17 protein-coding genes are annotated in these 17,867 nt (G+C 55.6%); 10 read left to right on the forward strand and 7 right to left on the reverse strand.

Going from position 1 to position 17,867, the window contains the following annotated elements; genetic code table 11:
• Nucleotides 1-413: 413 nt before the first annotated feature.
• Together D8U60_RS05825 and D8U60_RS05830 are read left to right on the forward strand one after the other, a co-directional pair.
• The gene (locus D8U60_RS05825; protein WP_130899687.1) at nt 414-1,151 is read left to right on the forward strand and encodes a HupE/UreJ family protein; all 738 of its coding nucleotides are present in this window, start codon (nt 414-416) and stop codon (nt 1,149-1,151) included.
• A gap of 12 nt (nt 1,152-1,163) precedes the next feature.
• The gene (locus tag D8U60_RS05830; protein WP_130899688.1) at nt 1,164-1,829 is read left to right on the forward strand and encodes a transmembrane anchor protein; all 666 of its coding nucleotides are present in this window, start codon (nt 1,164-1,166) and stop codon (nt 1,827-1,829) included.
• Between the two features lie 70 nt (nt 1,830-1,899).
• Here the strand turns inward: D8U60_RS05830 and D8U60_RS05835 are convergent, their stop codons facing one another.
• Nucleotides 1,900-2,874, reverse strand: coding sequence for an AraC family transcriptional regulator (locus tag D8U60_RS05835; protein WP_241663515.1), 975 nt, complete (start codon nt 2,872-2,874; stop codon nt 1,900-1,902).
• A 179-nt stretch (nt 2,875-3,053) separates the two neighbouring features.
• Between D8U60_RS05835 and D8U60_RS05840 the strand changes: the two genes are divergently transcribed.
• Complete coding sequence (locus tag D8U60_RS05840; protein ID WP_130899689.1) at nt 3,054-3,566, forward strand: nuclear transport factor 2 family protein; 513 nt, start codon at nt 3,054-3,056, stop codon at nt 3,564-3,566.
• 164 nt (nt 3,567-3,730) lie between these two features.
• Here the strand turns inward: D8U60_RS05840 and D8U60_RS05845 are convergent, their stop codons facing one another.
• From D8U60_RS05845 to D8U60_RS05865, 5 genes are all read right to left on the reverse strand, one after another.
• Nucleotides 3,731-5,200: a hypothetical protein gene (locus D8U60_RS05845; RefSeq protein WP_130899690.1), complete on the reverse strand. Its 1,470-nt coding sequence runs from the start codon at nt 5,198-5,200 to the stop codon at nt 3,731-3,733.
• 307 nt (nt 5,201-5,507) lie between these two features.
• On the reverse strand, nt 5,508-6,383 hold the full coding sequence (locus tag D8U60_RS05850; RefSeq protein ID WP_130899691.1) for a hypothetical protein: 876 nt from the start codon (nt 6,381-6,383) through the stop codon (nt 5,508-5,510).
• A gap of 369 nt (nt 6,384-6,752) precedes the next feature.
• Complete coding sequence (locus tag D8U60_RS05855) at nt 6,753-7,703, reverse strand: retron St85 family RNA-directed DNA polymerase (protein WP_130899692.1); 951 nt, start codon at nt 7,701-7,703, stop codon at nt 6,753-6,755.
• Nucleotides 7,700-8,647 (reverse strand): retron St85 family effector protein, encoded by a 948-nt coding sequence (locus D8U60_RS05860; protein ID WP_130899693.1) that lies wholly within the window; start codon nt 8,645-8,647, stop codon nt 7,700-7,702. The genes D8U60_RS05855 and D8U60_RS05860 overlap by 4 nt, the downstream gene beginning before the upstream one ends.
• 509 nt (nt 8,648-9,156) lie before the next feature.
• Nucleotides 9,157-10,089: a LysR family transcriptional regulator gene (locus D8U60_RS05865; protein WP_130899694.1), complete on the reverse strand. Its 933-nt coding sequence runs from the start codon at nt 10,087-10,089 to the stop codon at nt 9,157-9,159.
• Between the two features lie 145 nt (nt 10,090-10,234).
• Between D8U60_RS05865 and D8U60_RS05870 the strand changes: the two genes are divergently transcribed.
• The 4 genes from D8U60_RS05870 to D8U60_RS05885 all read left to right on the forward strand — a co-directional run bounded on the left by D8U60_RS05870 (nt 10,235) and on the right by D8U60_RS05885 (nt 14,267).
• Nucleotides 10,235-11,281 carry an SDR family oxidoreductase gene (locus D8U60_RS05870; RefSeq protein WP_130899695.1) on the forward strand — a complete coding sequence of 349 codons (1,047 nt, stop codon included), beginning with the start codon at nt 10,235-10,237 and terminating at the stop codon, nt 11,279-11,281.
• Between the two features lie 57 nt (nt 11,282-11,338).
• Nucleotides 11,339-12,649 (forward strand): MFS transporter, encoded by a 1,311-nt coding sequence (locus D8U60_RS05875; RefSeq protein ID WP_130899696.1) that lies wholly within the window; start codon nt 11,339-11,341, stop codon nt 12,647-12,649.
• A gap of 84 nt (nt 12,650-12,733) precedes the next feature.
• Nucleotides 12,734-13,276: an AAA family ATPase gene (locus D8U60_RS05880; protein WP_130899697.1), complete on the forward strand. Its 543-nt coding sequence runs from the start codon at nt 12,734-12,736 to the stop codon at nt 13,274-13,276.
• An 88-nt stretch (nt 13,277-13,364) separates the two neighbouring features.
• Entirely contained in the window at nt 13,365-14,267 is a 903-nt protein-coding gene (locus D8U60_RS05885) for a bestrophin family ion channel (RefSeq protein WP_024012629.1), read from the forward strand.
• Between the two features lie 43 nt (nt 14,268-14,310).
• Here D8U60_RS05885 and D8U60_RS05890 read toward each other — a convergent pair whose 3' ends face one another.
• A complete protein-coding gene (locus tag D8U60_RS05890) occupies nt 14,311-14,610 on the reverse strand; it encodes a hypothetical protein (protein ID WP_130899698.1) in 300 nt (99 codons plus the stop codon).
• A 110-nt stretch (nt 14,611-14,720) separates the two neighbouring features.
• Between D8U60_RS05890 and D8U60_RS05895 the strand changes: the two genes are divergently transcribed.
• From D8U60_RS05895 to D8U60_RS05905, 3 genes are all read left to right on the forward strand, one after another.
• Complete coding sequence (locus D8U60_RS05895; RefSeq protein ID WP_130899699.1) at nt 14,721-15,332, forward strand: transferase; 612 nt, start codon at nt 14,721-14,723, stop codon at nt 15,330-15,332.
• Nucleotides 15,333-15,563: 231 nt separating this feature from the next.
• On the forward strand, nt 15,564-16,547 hold the full coding sequence (locus tag D8U60_RS05900; protein WP_130899783.1) for a helix-turn-helix domain-containing protein: 984 nt from the start codon (nt 15,564-15,566) through the stop codon (nt 16,545-16,547).
• Between the two features lie 165 nt (nt 16,548-16,712).
• The gene (locus D8U60_RS05905) at nt 16,713-17,840 is read left to right on the forward strand and encodes a mechanosensitive ion channel family protein (protein WP_130899700.1); all 1,128 of its coding nucleotides are present in this window, start codon (nt 16,713-16,715) and stop codon (nt 17,838-17,840) included.
• The last annotated feature ends 27 nt before the right edge of the window (nt 17,841-17,867 follow it).

A 17,867-nucleotide genomic window follows, 5' to 3' on the forward strand; every position in this document is an offset into this window, starting at 1 on the left:
AACGCCATGTTCAGCAAAACACTGACAACGACGGTAGTAATCGCGCTTGCTCTCGCCATGTTCATGGCCTGGGCCGGGCATACCTATTCGTTGTCAGTCACCTCGGGGCAGCCAGCCTGGGAGATCGCTCAGGACGTCCATCATGCTCACGGCGTAGAGTCGTCATCCAGCCACTCAAGCTTTTCAGAACACTATCACTCGCCATTGACCCCTGATCATCAGCACGAAACGCCGCAACTCACAGCCGCGTTGATGTTGGCGACATCGCCGATGCCATCGATCCGGGTCGATGCACTTCGACACTCGGTTCCTCTGCCGCCGATATTTTTGATCGAGCGTCCACCTCGCCCTTCGTTCGCATCCTGACCACGGCCGCAATGCGGCCCACGATCATTGCAACGTAGGACTGACCCATGCATTCGCACTCGATGAGCGGCACAGGCGTATTTACTGCGCCTTCGCACCGCCCGCTACTGCTGTTGTTTTTACTTGTCGCTGCACTTTTACTCGGGACACCCGAGGCGATGGCTCACGCTGTTGCGGAAGGCGACAAAGGTTTCATCCAGGAAAGCTCAGGCGTCATGTTGCTGCCCTTCATCTACATGGGCGCCAAGCACATGATGACCGGCTACGACCACCTGCTGTTTCTGTTCGGGGTGATCTTCTTCCTCTACCGCCTGAAGGATGTTGGCCTTTACGTCACGCTGTTCGCCGTAGGCCATTCGGTCACGCTGCTGCTTGGCGTGCTGGCCGAGATCAGCATCAGCTCCTACATCATCGACGCCATTATCGGCTTTTCGGTGGTGTACAAAGCCCTCGATAACCTCGGCGCATTCCAGCGCTGGTTCGGTTACCAACCCGATACCAAAGTGGCCACGCTGATCTTCGGCTTGCTCCACGGTTTTGGTCTGGCGACCAAGATTCAGGAATACGAGATCTCACCAGACGGCCTGATTCCGAACCTGATCGCCTTCAACGTTGGTGTCGAGATCGGCCAATTGCTGGCCCTCAGCGCGATTCTTATTTTGATGGGGTATTGGCGGCGCACCGGTAGTTTCTGGCGCCACGCGTATACCGCCAACGTCGCCATGATGAGTGCCGGTTTCCTCTTGATGGGTTACCAGATCACCGGCCTGTTTGTCTCTGCCTAAGGAATTCCGACGATGTTCAATACTCCGCTTCCAACTGTTAATGAACTGCCCAGCACCCGCAAACTGCTGCGCTCGACCGTCATCGCGATACTGGTCGCCGCCGGCCTTTTGGTGACCGTTGTCATGCCTTCCGAATATGCGATCGATCCGACGGGTGTAGGCCGAACACTGGGGCTGACCCAGATGGGCGAACTGAAACTCATCCTTGCTCAAGAAGCGTTGGCGGAAGCCGCTGCGCCTCAAGCAGCCGCTTCAGCTCCGACTGCAACTGCTGCTCCAGCTCCGGTGCAGCAAGTTGCGCAAGTCCAACCCATTGAGAAGCCTGTTACCAAGCCAGTAACCGCGCCCGCCACGGCGCTGAAAACCAATCAGATGAGCGTAACGCTCAAACCTGGCGAAGCTACGGAAATCAAACTGGAAATGCTGAAGGGCAAGACTGTCAGCTACGAATGGACGGCCACTGGCGGGCTCGTGAACTACGACACGCACGGCGAGCCCTACAACGGCGAAAAGGGTTACTTCCACAGCTACAACAAGGGCAAGCAGGTCGAAGGACATAAAGGCCAATTCACCGCGTTATTTGACGGCACCCATGGCTGGTTCTGGCGTAACCGCAGCAACAAGGACGTGACCATCTCGCTGAATACGAGCGGCGATTATCTGAGCGTCAAACAGTAGTCCGGAACACATTGAAAACGAGGCCGCAAATGCGGCCTCGTTTTTTTCTGCGCGACGAAAAGCGCTGGATTCAAATTCCGCAAATGTCCGTGCGCAGCCGCCAGGCGTCCTTCGCCGGCGGCATACCGAACAAGCGGGCGTAGTCCCGACTGAACTGCGAGGGACTTTCATAACCGACTGCATATCCCGCCTCTGCGGCGTCGACCGCTTCGGTGACCATCAGCCGACGTGCTTCCTGTAGCCGCAACTGGTTGCGAAACTCCAGCGGGCTCATCGAGGTGATCGCCTTGAAATGCGCATGAAACGAAGAACGGCTCATGCCCGCGATTTCGACGAGTTCATCTATTCGACACGCTTCGTTGTAGTGGCTGCGCAGCCAGGCAATGGCCTTGGCAATCTGGTTCAAGCGGCTGTCTGCTTGTGCCATCTGCCTGATGAGGCTGTTGCCGTTTTCGGTTAGAAGGCGATAAAGCATTTCGCGAATCACCAGCGGAGCGAGCGCTTCGATATCCCGTGGCCTGTCGAGCAGCCCGGCCAGCCGAACCGCAGCATCCAGCAGTTCTGGAGTCGTATCGTTGAGCGCAATGCCTGCCGGCGGTGCACTGACGCTCTCTTCTCGTAGCGGATGGCGCAGCGCAAGGTCGCTCAACACAGTGGTATCGAGATCCAGCGCCAGGCACAGATACGGAACAGCCTCACTCGCCTCGATGACCGAGCCCATCACCGGAAGGTCTACCGATGCAATCAGGTACTTGGCCGGATCGTAAACATAGGCGGTAGTTCCCAGCATCGCTTGTTTACGCCCTTGGGCGACAAGGCAGAGCGTTGGCTCGTACACCACCGGCATAGGCATCGTGGGCGAAGCCGAACGAATCAGGCTGACACCCGGAATCGCAGTCCTGTGAATGCCGTCATCCCGGGCGTGACGACCAACGATATCGACAAGCTTTGAAAGGGAATTCAAACACAACTCCATAACGTGGGGATTCGGCGGTTGGGCATCTGGTATCGGATGATCAAGCAAGAAATCAGGACGATCCTGCAACAGCCCTCCTCCGCTCATAAGTCACACTTCAGATGAAGCCCAGAGGTACTGCCGTCCACACCCGCGCCGATTCTTTGCCAAAGCCCCATATAGAGCAACGGCGTGAGGGAACGCAACTAGCGGCTTACAGATAACAACAACGGCCCATCCAACTCGGGACAGATTAAGGAGCACAGGAAATGACGTTTGTTCACCGCCTCTCTACAGCGCTAGCATTAGTCTTCACCACACTCATTGCAGGGCCGGCGCCCGCCGTGGCCAGCGAACCGACTACGGAACGCAACCGCCAATTCATTGCGCAAGCGTTCAACCAGTGGGCTCAGGGCGGCCGGACGTTCTTCACAGATGTCCTGGCTCCCGATGTGATCTGGACAATCAAGGGGACGAGCCCTTCGGCGGGCACTTATCGCGGCCGAGATGACTTCCTGAAACGCGCAGTCCAACCGTTCGCAAAACGGCTTGCCTCGCCCGTTCGCCCTACCGTGGTAGATATCTGGGCTGAAGGCGATGACGTCGTCGTGCACTGGGACGGCACCGCCACCGCAGCCGATGGCGCGCCTTATCGCAACAGCTACGTATGGATCATGCGCATGCGAAATATGCAGGCAGTTGAGGTCACTGCCTTTCTGGACCTGGTGCCTTATGACGACGTTATCAGGCGAATTCCGCTTGAAGCGGGCGATGGTGAATGAATAAGCCCGCCAAGATCGGCTGGAGGATCTGCTCGCGAGAGGCCGCCAGATGTTACGCGGGTAGACCTGTCACCGAATGTCGGCTTTCGGCCAGAAGCGGACTCTTGGCTACCGCGGCATGGTTGTGCCACTCCCCCGGTTGGCGAAATAACAACTGCCGCCATCTAGACGGTAAACACTCTCAGTTGCCCCGTATCATCTTCAATTGCGCTTTTGTAGCGCTGGGCTTCATCCGAATTACGGCAACACAGGTAGATAATCAGACCCTGTGAAAGATGTATTTTGATGTCTTTGATGATCGAAAATGCACGTGATCGCATGAAGATACCGTCGGTACTGATGAATATGGATGAGCAGGAAGTTTCAAAGACAAGAACGCCATATGGCGCGCTGAATCCGCTGCCAATCATGTCGGGTCTGATGGTCGCAGCACAGTTTTCCTTGGCTTTTCGAAGGTTCTTATCGACACGGTGGAGCGAGAATTTGTGTTGATTTTTCTTCGCCCGATAGGAGATTTCACCGTGTTCTATGTAACGTTCGGAGAAATCTTTCCACGCGTCTGCCCCTCCGCGCCCAGTAGTTAGCTGGTTCATATCGAAGACATCGTTGTCGGTAACCACCGTAATCGATGTGGCATTCAGGCAGATGCTCAGCGTCTTTGAACCATTGTGTTTGAAGGCGTTTTGGGAAAGTTCGAGCAGAACGTCACATATCAGATAAGGGAATTCACTGTCATATTCGATTTCAGAACAGTAATTGTGCAGCTTACGTAGCAGTAGGGGGCCATACTCGTTGTTGAGAATGTCATTTAGGCCTAGTTTCTTCACATCTCGTTCGTGTAGAGAAATGGTGTCGCCAATCATCGCGTCGAATAGATGAAGGTAAGCGGTAGACTCATATTCAAAGCTGTAGCCATTCGACTGGCACAATGAATCTATAACGACGGGTAGACGCTCGGCTGTCGTGATGGCAATTTCTTTCTGCCCGATATCCGAAAAGCTATCGCCGCCGTAATCCGACACAGTCTTGATAATCACCCACGGCACCTGTCCGACACTTTGCACAAAACCGAAGGCCTCCATTTCTCCCGCGTTCACCTCCGGGTACTGTGCCAGCAAGTTATCGCGGGCCGCATCGCTTTTATATAGAGTTTCCAGACTCGCCATGGTCGTGGTAGTACAAGGCACGCGGGCGAGTTCGTCGTCGTCCAAAACCGTGTTGCTATTGAAGGATCTTTTTCTGTAACGAATGCCAGTAGGCGTGACTTCCATATCATTCAGTGACAAAACATGGGTGCATACCAGAGTTTGACCAATAGATGTGAAATTGGGAGCACCCCAGCAGATGCCGGTCAGAATCATCAGACGCGGCTTCGGGTAAGCTTCAATGAATCGGACTGCGGCGTTCGCGATGGAGCCCTCTTTCGATGCGCCACTCGCGCCGCTCAAATGCACGATTAGCCTTCTATCCAAGGTGCCGATGGTGCAGCCTCGGTTGGGAATGTGAAGCCTCAGTTCTGCCTTGTGTTTTAGAATGTTGTTAATCGCATCCTTTTCCTTGTCGTTGGACGTGAGTATCAGGATGTAATTGTTTTCGAGGGCGAGGCGGTGGAATTGAATATCGATGTACTTCATTGCTCTGCCTCATATTCCTAGTGTTGGACTTTTTAATAAAAGTTGCTCGTACGGTGATCGGTGTTTATCGGTTCGATGGTTATTTACAAATAGCGACTTCGCTTGGGCGCGGGAACGGACGAGCCAGGGTGACCGGGGGGCAATGGAGGAGCTACGCCCAATCCATCATTTGAGCCAGCCTGCGGCCGCTTTCGGCCAATAGCGGACATTCACAAAAAGGTGGCATAGCTGCCTTTGCCTCTGTGCATAACATCGCTAGATCAGAGTTGGGGATGGTAAGGTCTACCCCTACCCAAAAACTGCTTGTCTACCGACCAGCCAAATCAGAAGACTCAAGCTTTTGGAGCGCATTTGGAATAAGTGTTTCACTAAAGCCCGCAGCTATACAAACGGCCAGCATTGCATACATAGGTTCAGCAGATGTCAAAACGAGACTAAGCACTAGGCCGCTTTTTACCGCAACATATGCAAAAATCCCACCTAGTGCGGCCAAAACAATACGCTGCACTCCATAAACAAAATAAGCATAGAGCTGCAACTCCCTTTCAAAAGCGATAGACTTCAAATTCAGGGATATTGACAGGAGCCCGCCAAGTGCAGAAAAAGACGCAGCGTACGAAAACTCTCTAATCACGCCAACGTTTTGCGCAAATCCTGAATTACGGACTGAGTACAATATCAAAGCAAGCAAAGCCAGCATTACCACTGAAGAAAATGACCCAGAAAGGTATAGGACCCTACCCCTTTGAACGACAAGATACTCTTTGCTTACCTGCTCATGTATTTTTATGAATATCTTTTTCGCCGCTTCAGGATCTCCACGGAGAGCCGTAGAAACAGCGTTCGCCGCACGATGCTTTATGGATTTATCGTGCACCCCTTTGTGCAAGATCGATCTAAAATCTGCTAGCTCTTCTTTTATTGACTCAAGTCTGCCCATGACACCTTCCGGGTCCGACTCAATCTCCGTATCAACATAAACTTTGAATGTTTCAGGCTCATCGGCATCAGCTATCGCGTAGACAACAAACTCGTCACCCCGTGTAAAAACATTCACGATTGAGTGTCCAGATATATCCTTACCCCCAATGAAAAATTGCTTTAGGCGATCACGCTGCATCTGCTTGTAATTCACAGGATCGCCTACTATCTCATCAATTTTATTCTGTCCGTTGTCGAGCATTTCAAACCCCAAACCCCTGCCACTACTAAGTTTTGGCAAAATTCATCAAATTAAAAATTATTCTAAAATCAATCGTACCGCTCATACCGCACTTATTGGAATAAATTAACGAAATGACGTACTTAGAACTCAACCAATAGGATCTACGATGAGGTTATGGAGCGCCGGGTCGTATGTTTACGGTTCTTTCTACGACCACACTCCAAATCTGGCAGCGAGTCTTTTTTGCCTCTCGTCACCGTCAGCCCTAGGTCGAATCAGCCCTTCTTGACAGTTAGAAAGCGGCCAATATCTGTTGCGAAGGAAAGCAGAATATACTAATTCATTGCTCCCACAATTTAGGAGAGACGCTCGCAATAACGATTGTACTTACATCTTTTTTCCTCTTTGCCTAAGCAAATCTGAAATTATTCGGCCTGTATACTTGCCTCGCATTTTTGCAACAAACAGCGGCTCAACATCTTGTGCGAAGCCCATCAGCCCTTGAAGATGGAAGATTGATTTCTCGTCTAGTTCGTGATGAATATAACGATGAATCATAGCGCTAATCAATCTTTTTTTATCGCGCCCTAAAGAAACCTGATTATCATTGGATATAATTAGCCCAGTAATGCGACGCTGCTTTTTCTTAGAAGCATGGACTGTTTTTTCATGATTTAATTGAAGTCGTGGATAAGGGATAACTTCAAGCGTATCCAAGATAAATTTCTCGACTTCAGATGTCGCCCCCTTATCATTTGTGGAGAACGTAAGGTCATCTGCATAACGCGAGTACACTATATTCCGCTCTAAACACCAGGAATCCATCGCCAGATCAAAATAATACATAATTGAATTCGACAGAACTGGAGAACTAGGCGCTCCAATACTGAGAACAAGTCGAGTTGTCACCCGATCTCTCACACAGCTTACCCTTGCAATATCGTTGATACTTTGTACTGATAATTTTCCGCAAAGCACGTAAGAAAAGTGCTTAACTAGATCAGACTCGGTTATAGATCCAAAAAAATTGGAGAAGTCAAACTTAGCAATATAACTATTCTGCTTGTGCCGCTCGGCATTTGCTTTGATGCTTGAGCCTTGCCTGTAGGCGGCTGCGCATTCGTGGACAGGGAGCTGAGAGAACCAGTCTTCAACCAGCAAACCTTGTATCACTTTAGTTTCTTTTGCGGGCTGTGCGATGGATCTCACCCCACCAGATTTTTTTGGAATGAAGTATCTTTTGTAAGCATAAGGCGCCCTAACAATCAGTCGAGCCACATCATGTTCAGACAGCGACAACGTCTTTGACATATGTTTTCGAAAGTCATATAGGCTCATTTTGGGCCTCCCAGTTTCGCACGATCTATTGCCCTATTGCGGTTACGTTCAGCTCCAGTGACCTTGTAGTAATCCACACACTCAACACGCAAACGCAGAGGGTCAACGGCTACACCTGACTTCAAAACAAGGCGGAGGCTGTGAAAAGTATCATCATCGCAGGTATAGAATGTTGAATCGCTATATTCTATTTTTCTCACAAGCCTAAATTCTTGGAGAAGAAAAAGCTTCCGCCTCAAGTCATCCCTGTGCACCTCCCGGCCTAAAGCTTTGATTGAATCAATCAGCTCTTTCTCCTTCAATGCGACGAACAACTTGAGCAACTCGTAAATTAAAACAATAAGATGAATATTATTATTTACGTTAAAAGATTGAGTTTTTTGAAGCTCTAATATCTCGCTGGCAATATCCTCAAGAACATCAGTTACAACATCTTCAGGTATATCACCTGGAAACTTTGGACACCAAGGATACACTTTCACTCCTGTCCCATGTTTCTCCTTAATATGGCGAAGAATACCTAAATTAATAAATGAGTTGGCACCCGCATACTCCTCAGGAACAAAAACGATCAGTTTTTTATTGAAGTCTGGCAGTTGAGAAAATGCACCCAACTCTGCAATTGCACCTTCACTTTCAACGGCAATTACCACCAAGGAACAAACACTTCCAAGATCCGCCTCGAAGTCCATCAGGTTTCTGAACACGCCATCTTCATGCCAAGACTTGATTTCTTCTGGACGGAATATATGAGGTGACGCGGCCATCTGAAGTGCTTTGCGCTTCACCGCATCGCGAAGAGACCTAATCGGTGGATCATCGGCGTCCGCATGTTCCTTTTCCGGAACAAATCCTCCGCAAAGTAATACGATAGGATTTTTCGAGAAATGAACCTTGCTTTGCTCAAGATCGACGTCTGCAAGAATTCTTTGTCGCGGGTCCATGCGATGGGGGGCTCTTTACCAAGGATCAGCCGCAGACAAGATCTGTGGACCGGAGTGAGCGGAGCGAGCGTAGGGCCGCAGATCTTGTCTGCGGAATAAAACAACGCAATGTAATTGAGTCTGGCGAACCGCCTGACTAAGCCATCGACGGAAACCGTCTAGCTATGTACGCGTAAAGAGATGCCGAATCTAGATCAGAGTGCCATCACTGTCAACGTTTCAATATCCACGCCGCTGCTCCATGGCCTCTAGCGGCTTTTACTGTAGGAAAATTCAATCCCATAGATAGGGAGAAAACGCTTACGAAGCGGCGGTTGAGGGATCAAGAGCATGTGCCCCTAACCATTACCGGTAAGCTGCGGGCTCCCTGTGAAAGGTTTTAGTAATTGCCGGGCGCTGTTCTATGGCGAATGTCTTCTTCTGGCCGATAGCGGTCGCGTGCAACGTCCGCTATTGGCCAATTGCTGCCCGTCGCCACGGGCGCCCTGCTGGCAGACCATGCATTGACCTCACGAAACGCCGCCGAAAACACCTAAACTCTCCGCAATCTCCCCTTCCCCCCGCAAAAAATCCACAAACGCCCTCAGCGGCGAAGGCATGTGGCGGCGGCCGTGGTAATACAGAAACGGACCGTCGAATGTCTGCCACCAGTCCTCGAGAATCGGCACCAGTCGACCATCGGAGAGCGGCTCGCGCAGGAAGTCCTCGAAGGTATAGACGATGCCCAGTCCATTGATGGCGGAGCGAATTTTCAGATCGTGCGACGACGTCAGCAGTTGCCCCTGATGCGGGATACGCACGATACGGCCGTCTCGATGAAACTCGAATACGCCGACTTTGCCACTCTCGAAGCGATGGCCAAGCAGGTCATGGCTCGGCAGTTCTTCGGGGTGAGTGGGCGTACCGCGTTCAGCCAGATAGCCCGGGGCGGCGGCTGCAACGAAGCGTTGGCGACGCGGGCCGATGGGCACGGCGATCATGTCCTTGGCCAGGCTTTCTTCATAGCGCACGCCGGCGTCATACCCGCCAGCGTTGACGTCGACAAAGGTGTTGTCCATGACGACTTCGACACTGATCCCTGGATAAAGGCGCAGAAAACGCGCCAGCAGGTCGGGTAACAGAAAGCGTGCCACCGGCACTGGCACATTGAGCTTCAGCGTGCCGACCGGGCGCTGAGCGTCGTCGTCCAGATCGTTGAAAGCGGCGTCGATTTCTTGCAAGGCCGGGCGCAGGCGCTCGAGCAGTCGCTCGCCGGCTGCCGTTGGCGTGACGCTGCGCGTGGTTCGATTGAGCAGGCGCACGCCCAAGTCGCCTTCCAGCCGACGCATGCAGTCGCTCAGCGACGAGGCGGACAAACCGCGCTTCTGCGCCGCAGCACGAAATCCCCCCGCCTCGACCACCGCAGCAAATATCGACACATCGGTAAGGTTTGGTTTACGCATGAATGCTTCCTCCGCAGGCGCCTGACTGTACGCCATACCGTACGGGTCATCCACCAATGCCCGACTTATCCTCGCGCACTCGTACACCGATACTGCTCACTCGCCCCGCCAAGCGGGAACCTGTCACGCGAATGAGAATCCCCCGATGAGCCATTCACCCGCTACGCCGAGCAATACCGCGACCCAACGCCTTCTCAAGGCCACCCGAATGCTGTTCGCCATTTCCGCGATGGCCGGCACACTGGCTGCGCAGGCGACTTCCCGAACGGAGCCGAAGCCGGACTGGTCAACCCACGATATGCCCAGCCAGAAAGGCCGCATCGTGCTGGTCACCGGGGGAACCAGCGGCATGGGCTATGAAGACGCGCTGGCGCTGACGCGCGCCGGTGCCGAGGTGATCATCGCCGCACGCAACGCCGAGCGCGGCCGCGAAGCAATCACGAAGATCAAGCAAGCCGTGCCCGAGGCGCGCGTGCAATTCGAAACGCTGGACCTTGCCAATCTGCAATCGGTGCGCGACCTCGCCAACCGTCTGCAAGGGCGCCTGCCGAGGCTCGACGTGCTGATCAACAATGCCGCGATCATGTCGCCGCCTGTTCGAGGCGTTTCCGCCGATGGCTACGAGATGCAACTGGCGACCAATTATCTGGGGCATTTCGCTTTGACCGGCCTGCTGATGCCCCTGCTACGCAAAAGCGACGATGGTCGGGTGGTCAGCCTGTCGAGCATCGCCGCCGGGCGCGCAATCCTGAACTTCGATGACCTGCAGGCTGAGCGCGCTTACGACCCTTTCGCCAGCTACAGCCAATCGAAACTGGCGGTTCTGAAGTGGAGTATCGAGCTGCAGCAGCGCAGCGATGCCGCCGGTTGGGGGATACGCAGCATCGCCGCGCACCCCGGCGTTGCCGTGACCGAGCTGATCGCCCGTGGGCCTGGCCTGGACAGTGAATTCGGCAAACAATGGGCTGTAGAGCGGGACCTGTATCATTCCGCAGCGCAGGGCGCGCTGCCCACGCTGTATGCGGCGACGGCGCTGGAGGCGGTTGGCGGCGCCTACTACGGCCCTACCGGTGATAACGAAAAGCGCGGGCCGCTGGGCTTCGCCAAGATGCCGCCGGCCGCTGCCGATCGCTCGAATTCGGCCACACTGTGGCAACTCTCCGAGCGACTGACCGGCGTCACCTACCGCTGACCGCCCGGCACGGGCAGGCCCCGTGCCATTGCCCCGCCACTCCCACAGGAGCGCAACATGGATACGTCTCTTCTCGCCCACCGCGCCGGCGCCATCATCAATGCCGAGGCTCACGAGCTGCGCCCTGCGCTCAACGGTTTTCTGCTGTTCGTTTGCCTGTTCGCCGGCTATTTCATGCTCCGCCCGATCCGCGAATCGATGGGCATCACTGCCGGCGTCGAGAACTTGCAGTGGCTGTTCACCGCGACCTTCCTGGTCATGCTGGCGGCCGTTCCGCTGTTCGCCTGGCTCAGCGCACGCGTGCCGCGCCTGCATTTCGTCGACTGGGTATACGGATTCTTCTGCACCAATCTGCTGTTGTTCGCCGCCTTGTTCCTCGGCGAGGAAAGCCCGTGGCTGGCGCGCGTGTTTTACGTGTGGATATCGGTCTACAACCTGTTTGTCGTATCGGTCGCCTGGAGCCTGATGGCCGATGTCTTCGACAGTGCCCAGGCCAAACGTCTGTTCGCGTTCATCGCGGCGGGCGCCAGCGTCGGCGGCCTGAGTGGCCCTGCGCTGAGCGCCTTGCTGATCGGTCCACTGGGCGAGTCCGGCCTGATGCTGCTGGCCGCTGTTCTGCTGGCCGCTGCGATGTGGTTCAAGCGCCAGCTGATGCGCTGGCGTGAACGGGGTGGCGCAGGACGCCCCGATGCCGCGCCGAGCGAAAGCCCTCGCAGGCCGTTGCCGGGCAATCCGTTCAGCGGTATGACGGCCGTTCTGAAATCACCCTATCTGCTCGGCATTTGCGGCTTTGTGGTGCTGCTGGCGACAGTCTCCACCTTCCTTTACTTCGAGCAGGCACGCGTCGTCGCCGAACACTTCCCGGACCGCGAGGCGCAGGTGCGCGTGTTCGGCATCATCGACTTTGTCGTGCAGGCGGGCGCCCTGCTCTGTCAGCTGTTCATCACAGGGCGCCTCGCGCAAAAACTAGGTGTCGGCGTGCTGTTGGCCATGGTGCCGCTGGTCATGTGCGCGGGATTTATCGGGCTGATCTTCGCGCCCAGCTTTGGCCTGATCGCCGCGCTGATGATCGTGCGTCGCATCGGTGAGTACGCCTTCGTGCGCCCAGGCCGAGAGATGCTGTTTGCCCCGCTCGATGCCGAAAGCAAGTACAAGGCGAAGAACTTCATCGACACCGTGGTCTACCGCGCCGGCGATGCCATCAGTGCCTGGGCGAAAAGCGCGCTGGACGCCCTCGGCCAAGGTGCAGGCATGGCAGCGCTGGTCGGCGCGTTGTGTGCACTGCTCTGGGGGCTGCTGGGGTGGCGGCTCGGCGAGCGGGCGGACCGCCGAGCCAGTGTGTCGGCGGCGCGGCAAAACCCCGCCTAGCGTTCATCGGTCATTGACTGAGACAGGCATTGCCGTAGAATCGCCCGCCCAAAAAATCAGCTTGCAGAGCGAGAAGGAGCTTCGATGCAACGGGTGATGATTGTTGGTCAGCCTGGGTCTGGCAAAAGTACGTTGGCGCGCAGGCTTGGTGAGCGCACGGGGTTGCCGGTCGTGCATATCGACACGATCCATTGGCAGCCAGGCTGGATCGAGCGAAGCCCGGATGAGAAGACCCGACTTTGCCTGGAGGTCGAGGCGCGTGATCGCTGGATATTCGAAGGTGGCCATTCAACCACTTGGGAAAATCGCATCGCCCGTGCAGATCTGCTGATCTGGATCGATCGTTCGCCACCGCTTCGATTCTTGCGCGTCCTGCGTAGAACGCTGCTCAACCACGGTCAGTCTCGGCCTGACTTGCCGGAAAACTGCCCCGAACAGCTGGCGAATCTGCCGGAGTTTCTAAAGTTCATGTGGCGGACGAGAAAAACCTCGCGAGCCAAAATGCGCCAATTCGTGTCAACGGCGCCATCGGCTTGCCGGGTGGTTCATCTGCGGTCGAATCGAGAGACGAAGATATTTCTTGAAAGCATTCGCCATGCACAGGGCCAGACTTTACAGACTGACTGACGGCTGACCGCTCCACCAGGGAACTGCCGGTGCCAGGCATCGTCCGAGCTTAAGCGTTTAAGCAAACTGCTCGCCACGAGGTTTCCGTTTGAAAGCTGCCATCGTCAAAAAATACCGTCTGATCATCAAGACCCTCGGCTACGTGGGCTGGTCTTTGTTCTGGTTGCTGCTCTGGGACATCGCCGTCACCGTCGACTTCATGCTGTTTCTCAACGCCAAGCTGAACCTGCCGCTGATGCCGCTGACCTTGCTCGGTTCGGCGTTGATCGTGTTGATCAGTTTTCGCAACAGCAGCGCTTACAACCGCTGGTGGGAGGCGCGGACGCTGTGGGGGTCGATGATCAACAATTCCCGCAGCTTTGCCAGGCAGGTGCTGACGCTGCTGGACGACGCTGGTGGCGAGGTGAACCCGGTCAAATCCACGCTGCTGCGCCGCCACGTCGCTTACGTAAATTGCCTCGCCGCGCATCTGCAAGGCCAGCCATGTCCCGACGAGGTGCGAGCGTTTATTCCCGCCGAAGAATTCGCCCGCAGTGGCACGACCAATAACTTTGCCAACGATATCCTCACCGGCTCGGCGACTTTGCTCGCTCGCGAATACAAGGCCGGGCATCTGGACAGTATTCGTCTGGCGCGGCTTGAGTCGACGCTGGTGGACTTGTCCAACAGCCAAGGCGGCATGGAGCGGATCGCCAATACCCCGCTGCCCTACCCTTATGTGTATTTCCCACGGCTGTTCATTTCGCTGTTCTGCCTGATCGTCCCGATAGGTCTGGTGGAATCCCTCGGCTGGTTCACGCCGCTGGCGTCGACTGTGGTCGGGTTCATGCTGCTGGCCATCGAGCGCATCGGCACCGACCTGCAAAGCCCGTTTCGCCACAGCGAACACCAGATTCAAATGGAAGCGCTGTGCGAAACCATCGAAAAGAATTTGCAGTCGATGCAGCGTGATTCGTTGGGGGATGTGCGCAGGGTTGAGGAGCCCGCTTGAGGCGCTGCTTTAGCAGCAGCGCTTTTCATCAGATGCGCAGCGGCTATTGACGAGTGTCCGCCGCCTCGGCCGGGTAAAACTCGCCCTGCTTGCCCATTTCTTCCAGTCGTTCGCGCGCGATCGCCTCAACACGTGCCACTGCTTCTCGATCGTCAGGGTCAACCAACTGCAAGCACAGGCGTCGAACATTTTGGTCATGGGTCCCCTCGCTGAGCATTTCGTGGGTGAAGACTTGTTCAGCACGCCATAGGCATAACTGGGTATGGGTCCCGCCGAGCCATATCTCGTTGATTGATCCAAGATCAGTGGTTGCCAGTTGATCCACGGTGATTGTCTTATCCATTGCGCCGTACCTTGAAAATGCTTGTACAGGTACGACTGGCAGGCATTGCGAGTCGTTCAAGTCGTCGACAGTCCACCCACGCCCCACTCTCACTTATTCGGAAGACTCTTATGAAATCGCCAAAAATCGAAGATTACATCGCTCAATGGCCATTACTGGGCGTGGACTCCGCTGCCCCTTGGGCGGTGGTTCAGGATTGCGAGAGCCGGATTCTGGAATTGCTTGAAACGCTCGGCGCGGGATACCGGCGCCACAACAATTGTGCGATTCATGAAACCGCCATCGTTGAGCAAGGCGCCGTTCTCAAAGGCGCAATCATCATCGGCGCGGGCTGTCTCGTAGCAGCGGGCGCTTACCTCCGTGGAGGCGTTTACCTGGGCAGAAACTGCATTGTTGGCCCCAGCTGTGAGCTGAAAAGTACCTTTATGCTCGATGGCAGCAAGCTTGCCCACTTCAACTTCGTCGGCGACTCATTGATTGGCGAAGCGGTCAATATTGAAGCCGGCGCGATCATCGCCAACTACCGTAACGAACTGGACGGAGCCGATATCAAGATCCGCCACGAAAATCAGGTGATCGAAACAGGCGTCAGCAAATTCGGAGCGCTGGTGGGTGATGGCTGCAAGATTGGCGCAAACGCTGTGATTGCTCCTGGCGCTTTGTTGCGGCCCGATACGCGTGTTCCTCGCTTGGGATTGATTGATCAGTTTGCTTACGAGTGAAACCAGATGTTCGAATCTATGTTTTCGGCCAGCAGCTGCCGTTGGAATGTGTACCTTCCCGAGTATGTTCCGAGGTGGTGATCTGTCTGCCGGGAATATGCAAGTGCGATTAATTGGCTGTCTGCTCTTGCTTGAAAGCAGTCCATGGTTCCAGCCTTGTCACTGAACCGTCACACCCGCCTCCTACGCTCGACCGATCTCGACCATACTCCCAAGAGCCCGCATTCCAAAATGCCGCCCATCACCGCCACCTCCCCACCCCGCCAAAAGATCATCCTGCGCTCCGACAACCTCACCTCTTCCGACTTCGGCGCCCTGTTCTCCAGGCTCTTCGGCAACCGCTACGCCGAGACTCCGCCGCCACCTTCCAACATCATCATCGGCGGGGTCTACGGGCGGCACGACGGGGTGAGTTTTCGGCGTATGCATTACCACGGCGATTTCAGCGTCGCCCTCCCCGATCCGCAGAACGAAATCACTTTCGTCATCCCCACCGCCGGCAAGATCGTTTTCAACCACGTCGCTGAATCCATTGGCATGGCGCACGTCGGTCTGGCAATCGACAAGGCGGATATCCGTTCGATGCGCTTTGTTGATGACCACGCGCATCACGGCATTTCGATCAATCGTCTGCAGCTCACCGAGCGGTTGTCGGCGCTGCTGGAGAAACCGGTCGTGCAGAAGATCGTGTTTGAGCCAAGCGTGGATCTGAATACCCCGGCATTTCAGGGCCTCAAGGCGTTGATCGATCTGGCCACGGGCACTGAGTTCGATGCCTTGATCAACAGCGGCACGTTGATGCCGTCACGGTTGCGCGAGATGTTGATCGATGCGGTGCTGGAGGCGTGGCCGCACAATTTCACCGAGGCATTACGGGGGCCGGCGCCGTGTGTGGCGCCGCGACATGTGAAGGTGGCGATGGAGTTTATTCAGGCGCATCCGCAGCAGTTGGTCAGTGGCGTGGATCTGGCGCGGTTGAGCCATGTCAGCCAGCGCGCCTTGCAGGAAGGTTTTCGGCGTTTTGTCGGGATGTCGATCGTGGCGTATCAGCGGCAGGTGCGTTTGCAGCGCGCCTATGAGGCGTTGGCGCGAGGGCATGCAGGCTCTGTGACGGAGGTGGCGTTGCGTTTTGGCTTCAGCAATGTCGGGCGCTTTTGTCAGTATTTTCAAAGTGCTTACGGCGTAAGCCCAGCGGAGTTGAAGGCCAGGCGTTGACCATTCGGTCCGGCGAAACCTGCATTTGATTGAACACCAGGAATCTCAGGGCGACTAACCCAGACAGGTCGTTTGACGGCACCGCCGATTCAAGCGGCGTTTACCTGGCTGCGACCGACGGTGCGTTTCTGCGCGCGTCGGTGCAGGCTTCGCAAGGGGGTTTCCATGACCGAGGATTTCATCGGCTTTTTCACGGCTCACACGATTTTAGGAATTTCACTGGCGAACTGGGCGCTGGCATTTCTCGCCGCGACACTCAGTTATCTGCTGACCACCACGGCGATCCGTTTCGTGTTCCGCAAGGTGCAGGCGCGGGCCAGTGCCGGCAATGGACATCTGACCTACATGGCCAGCGAAGTGCTGGCGGCGACCAGCACCACGTTGCTGCTGTTGGCGTCGATTCTGGTCGGCATCGGGTTGCTGGATTTGCCGGAGCGCTGGCTCGGGCGGGTCAGCAGTTTATGGTTCGTGGTGGCGGCGTTGCAGGTCGGCCTGTGGACCAACCGCGCGCTGGCGCTGGGGCTGCATCGGTATTTCTCGCGGCATAACGCGACCGGCACTTTTCAGGCGAGCGCCCTGGCGACCCTGAGCCTGTGGGGCGTCAAAGTGTTGCTGTGGGCGGTTATTCTGCTGGCGATGCTGTCGAACCTGGGCGTCAACATCACTGCATTCGTCGCCAGCCTCGGTGTCGGCGGTATCGCGGTGGCGCTGGCGGTGCAGAACATTCTCGGCGACGTGTTCGCCTCGCTGTCGATTGCCGTCGACAAGCCGTTTGAGGTGGGTGATTTCATCGTCGTCGGCACGCTGGCCGGTACGGTCGAGCACGTCGGCCTGAAGACCACGCGCATCCGCAGTCTCGGCGGTGAGCAGATTGTCATGGCCAACGCCGACATGATCGGCAGCACCATTCAGAACTACAAACGCTTGCAGGAACGTCGAGTGGTGTTCGAGTTTCGTCTGACTTACGAGTGCACCAGCGAACAGATCCGCCAGATCACTCAACGCGTTGAAAGCATCATCAAGAACGAAAAACAGGCCCGCTTTGACCGCTGCCATTTCCGCAGTTTTGGTGAGAGCGCGCTGGAATTCGAGACGGTATATATCGTTCTGGACGCCAGCTACAACGTCTACATGGACGTGCAGCAACGCATCAATCTGGCAATCATGGAAGCGGTGGCCGACCTGGACGCGACGTTCGCCTTCCCGGCGCGCACCGTGCATGTCGCCTCCCTGCCCGAACCCAGCGCGCAGCCGGCACGCACACAGCAACCTTCGCGTGCGCAGCATGCTTGAGCGCAAGAGCCCGGCAATTTGCCGGGC

This window comes from Pseudomonas sp. Sample_11 (assembly GCF_004307505.1).
GTDB classification, from domain to species: Bacteria; Pseudomonadota; Gammaproteobacteria; order Pseudomonadales; family Pseudomonadaceae; genus Aquipseudomonas; species Aquipseudomonas atacamensis.

What these genes read in the sequence shown, in the direction of transcription:
- D8U60_RS05825 (WP_130899687.1), top strand. Translation starts at nt 414, where the DNA reads ATGCATTCGCACTCGATGAGCGGCACAGGCGTATTTACTGCGCCTTCG.
- D8U60_RS05830 (WP_130899688.1), top strand. Translation starts at nt 1,164, where the DNA reads ATGTTCAATACTCCGCTTCCAACTGTTAATGAACTGCCCAGCACCCGC.
- D8U60_RS05840 (WP_130899689.1), top strand. Translation starts at nt 3,054, where the DNA reads ATGACGTTTGTTCACCGCCTCTCTACAGCGCTAGCATTAGTCTTCACC.
- D8U60_RS05845 (WP_130899690.1), bottom strand. Translation starts at nt 5,200, where the DNA reads ATGAAGTACATCGATATTCAATTCCACCGCCTCGCCCTCGAAAACAAT.
- D8U60_RS05850 (WP_130899691.1), bottom strand. Translation starts at nt 6,383, where the DNA reads ATGCTCGACAACGGACAGAATAAAATTGATGAGATAGTAGGCGATCCT.
- D8U60_RS05855 (WP_130899692.1), bottom strand. Translation starts at nt 7,703, where the DNA reads ATGAGCCTATATGACTTTCGAAAACATATGTCAAAGACGTTGTCGCTG.
- D8U60_RS05860 (WP_130899693.1), bottom strand. Translation starts at nt 8,647, where the DNA reads ATGGACCCGCGACAAAGAATTCTTGCAGACGTCGATCTTGAGCAAAGC.
- D8U60_RS05865 (WP_130899694.1), bottom strand. Translation starts at nt 10,089, where the DNA reads ATGCGTAAACCAAACCTTACCGATGTGTCGATATTTGCTGCGGTGGTC.
- D8U60_RS05870 (WP_130899695.1), top strand. Translation starts at nt 10,235, where the DNA reads ATGAGCCATTCACCCGCTACGCCGAGCAATACCGCGACCCAACGCCTT.
- D8U60_RS05875 (WP_130899696.1), top strand. Translation starts at nt 11,339, where the DNA reads ATGGATACGTCTCTTCTCGCCCACCGCGCCGGCGCCATCATCAATGCC.
- D8U60_RS05880 (WP_130899697.1), top strand. Translation starts at nt 12,734, where the DNA reads ATGCAACGGGTGATGATTGTTGGTCAGCCTGGGTCTGGCAAAAGTACG.
- D8U60_RS05890 (WP_130899698.1), bottom strand. Translation starts at nt 14,610, where the DNA reads ATGGATAAGACAATCACCGTGGATCAACTGGCAACCACTGATCTTGGA.
- D8U60_RS05895 (WP_130899699.1), top strand. Translation starts at nt 14,721, where the DNA reads ATGAAATCGCCAAAAATCGAAGATTACATCGCTCAATGGCCATTACTG.
- D8U60_RS05900 (WP_130899783.1), top strand. Translation starts at nt 15,564, where the DNA reads ATGCCGCCCATCACCGCCACCTCCCCACCCCGCCAAAAGATCATCCTG.
- D8U60_RS05905 (WP_130899700.1), top strand. Translation starts at nt 16,713, where the DNA reads ATGACCGAGGATTTCATCGGCTTTTTCACGGCTCACACGATTTTAGGA.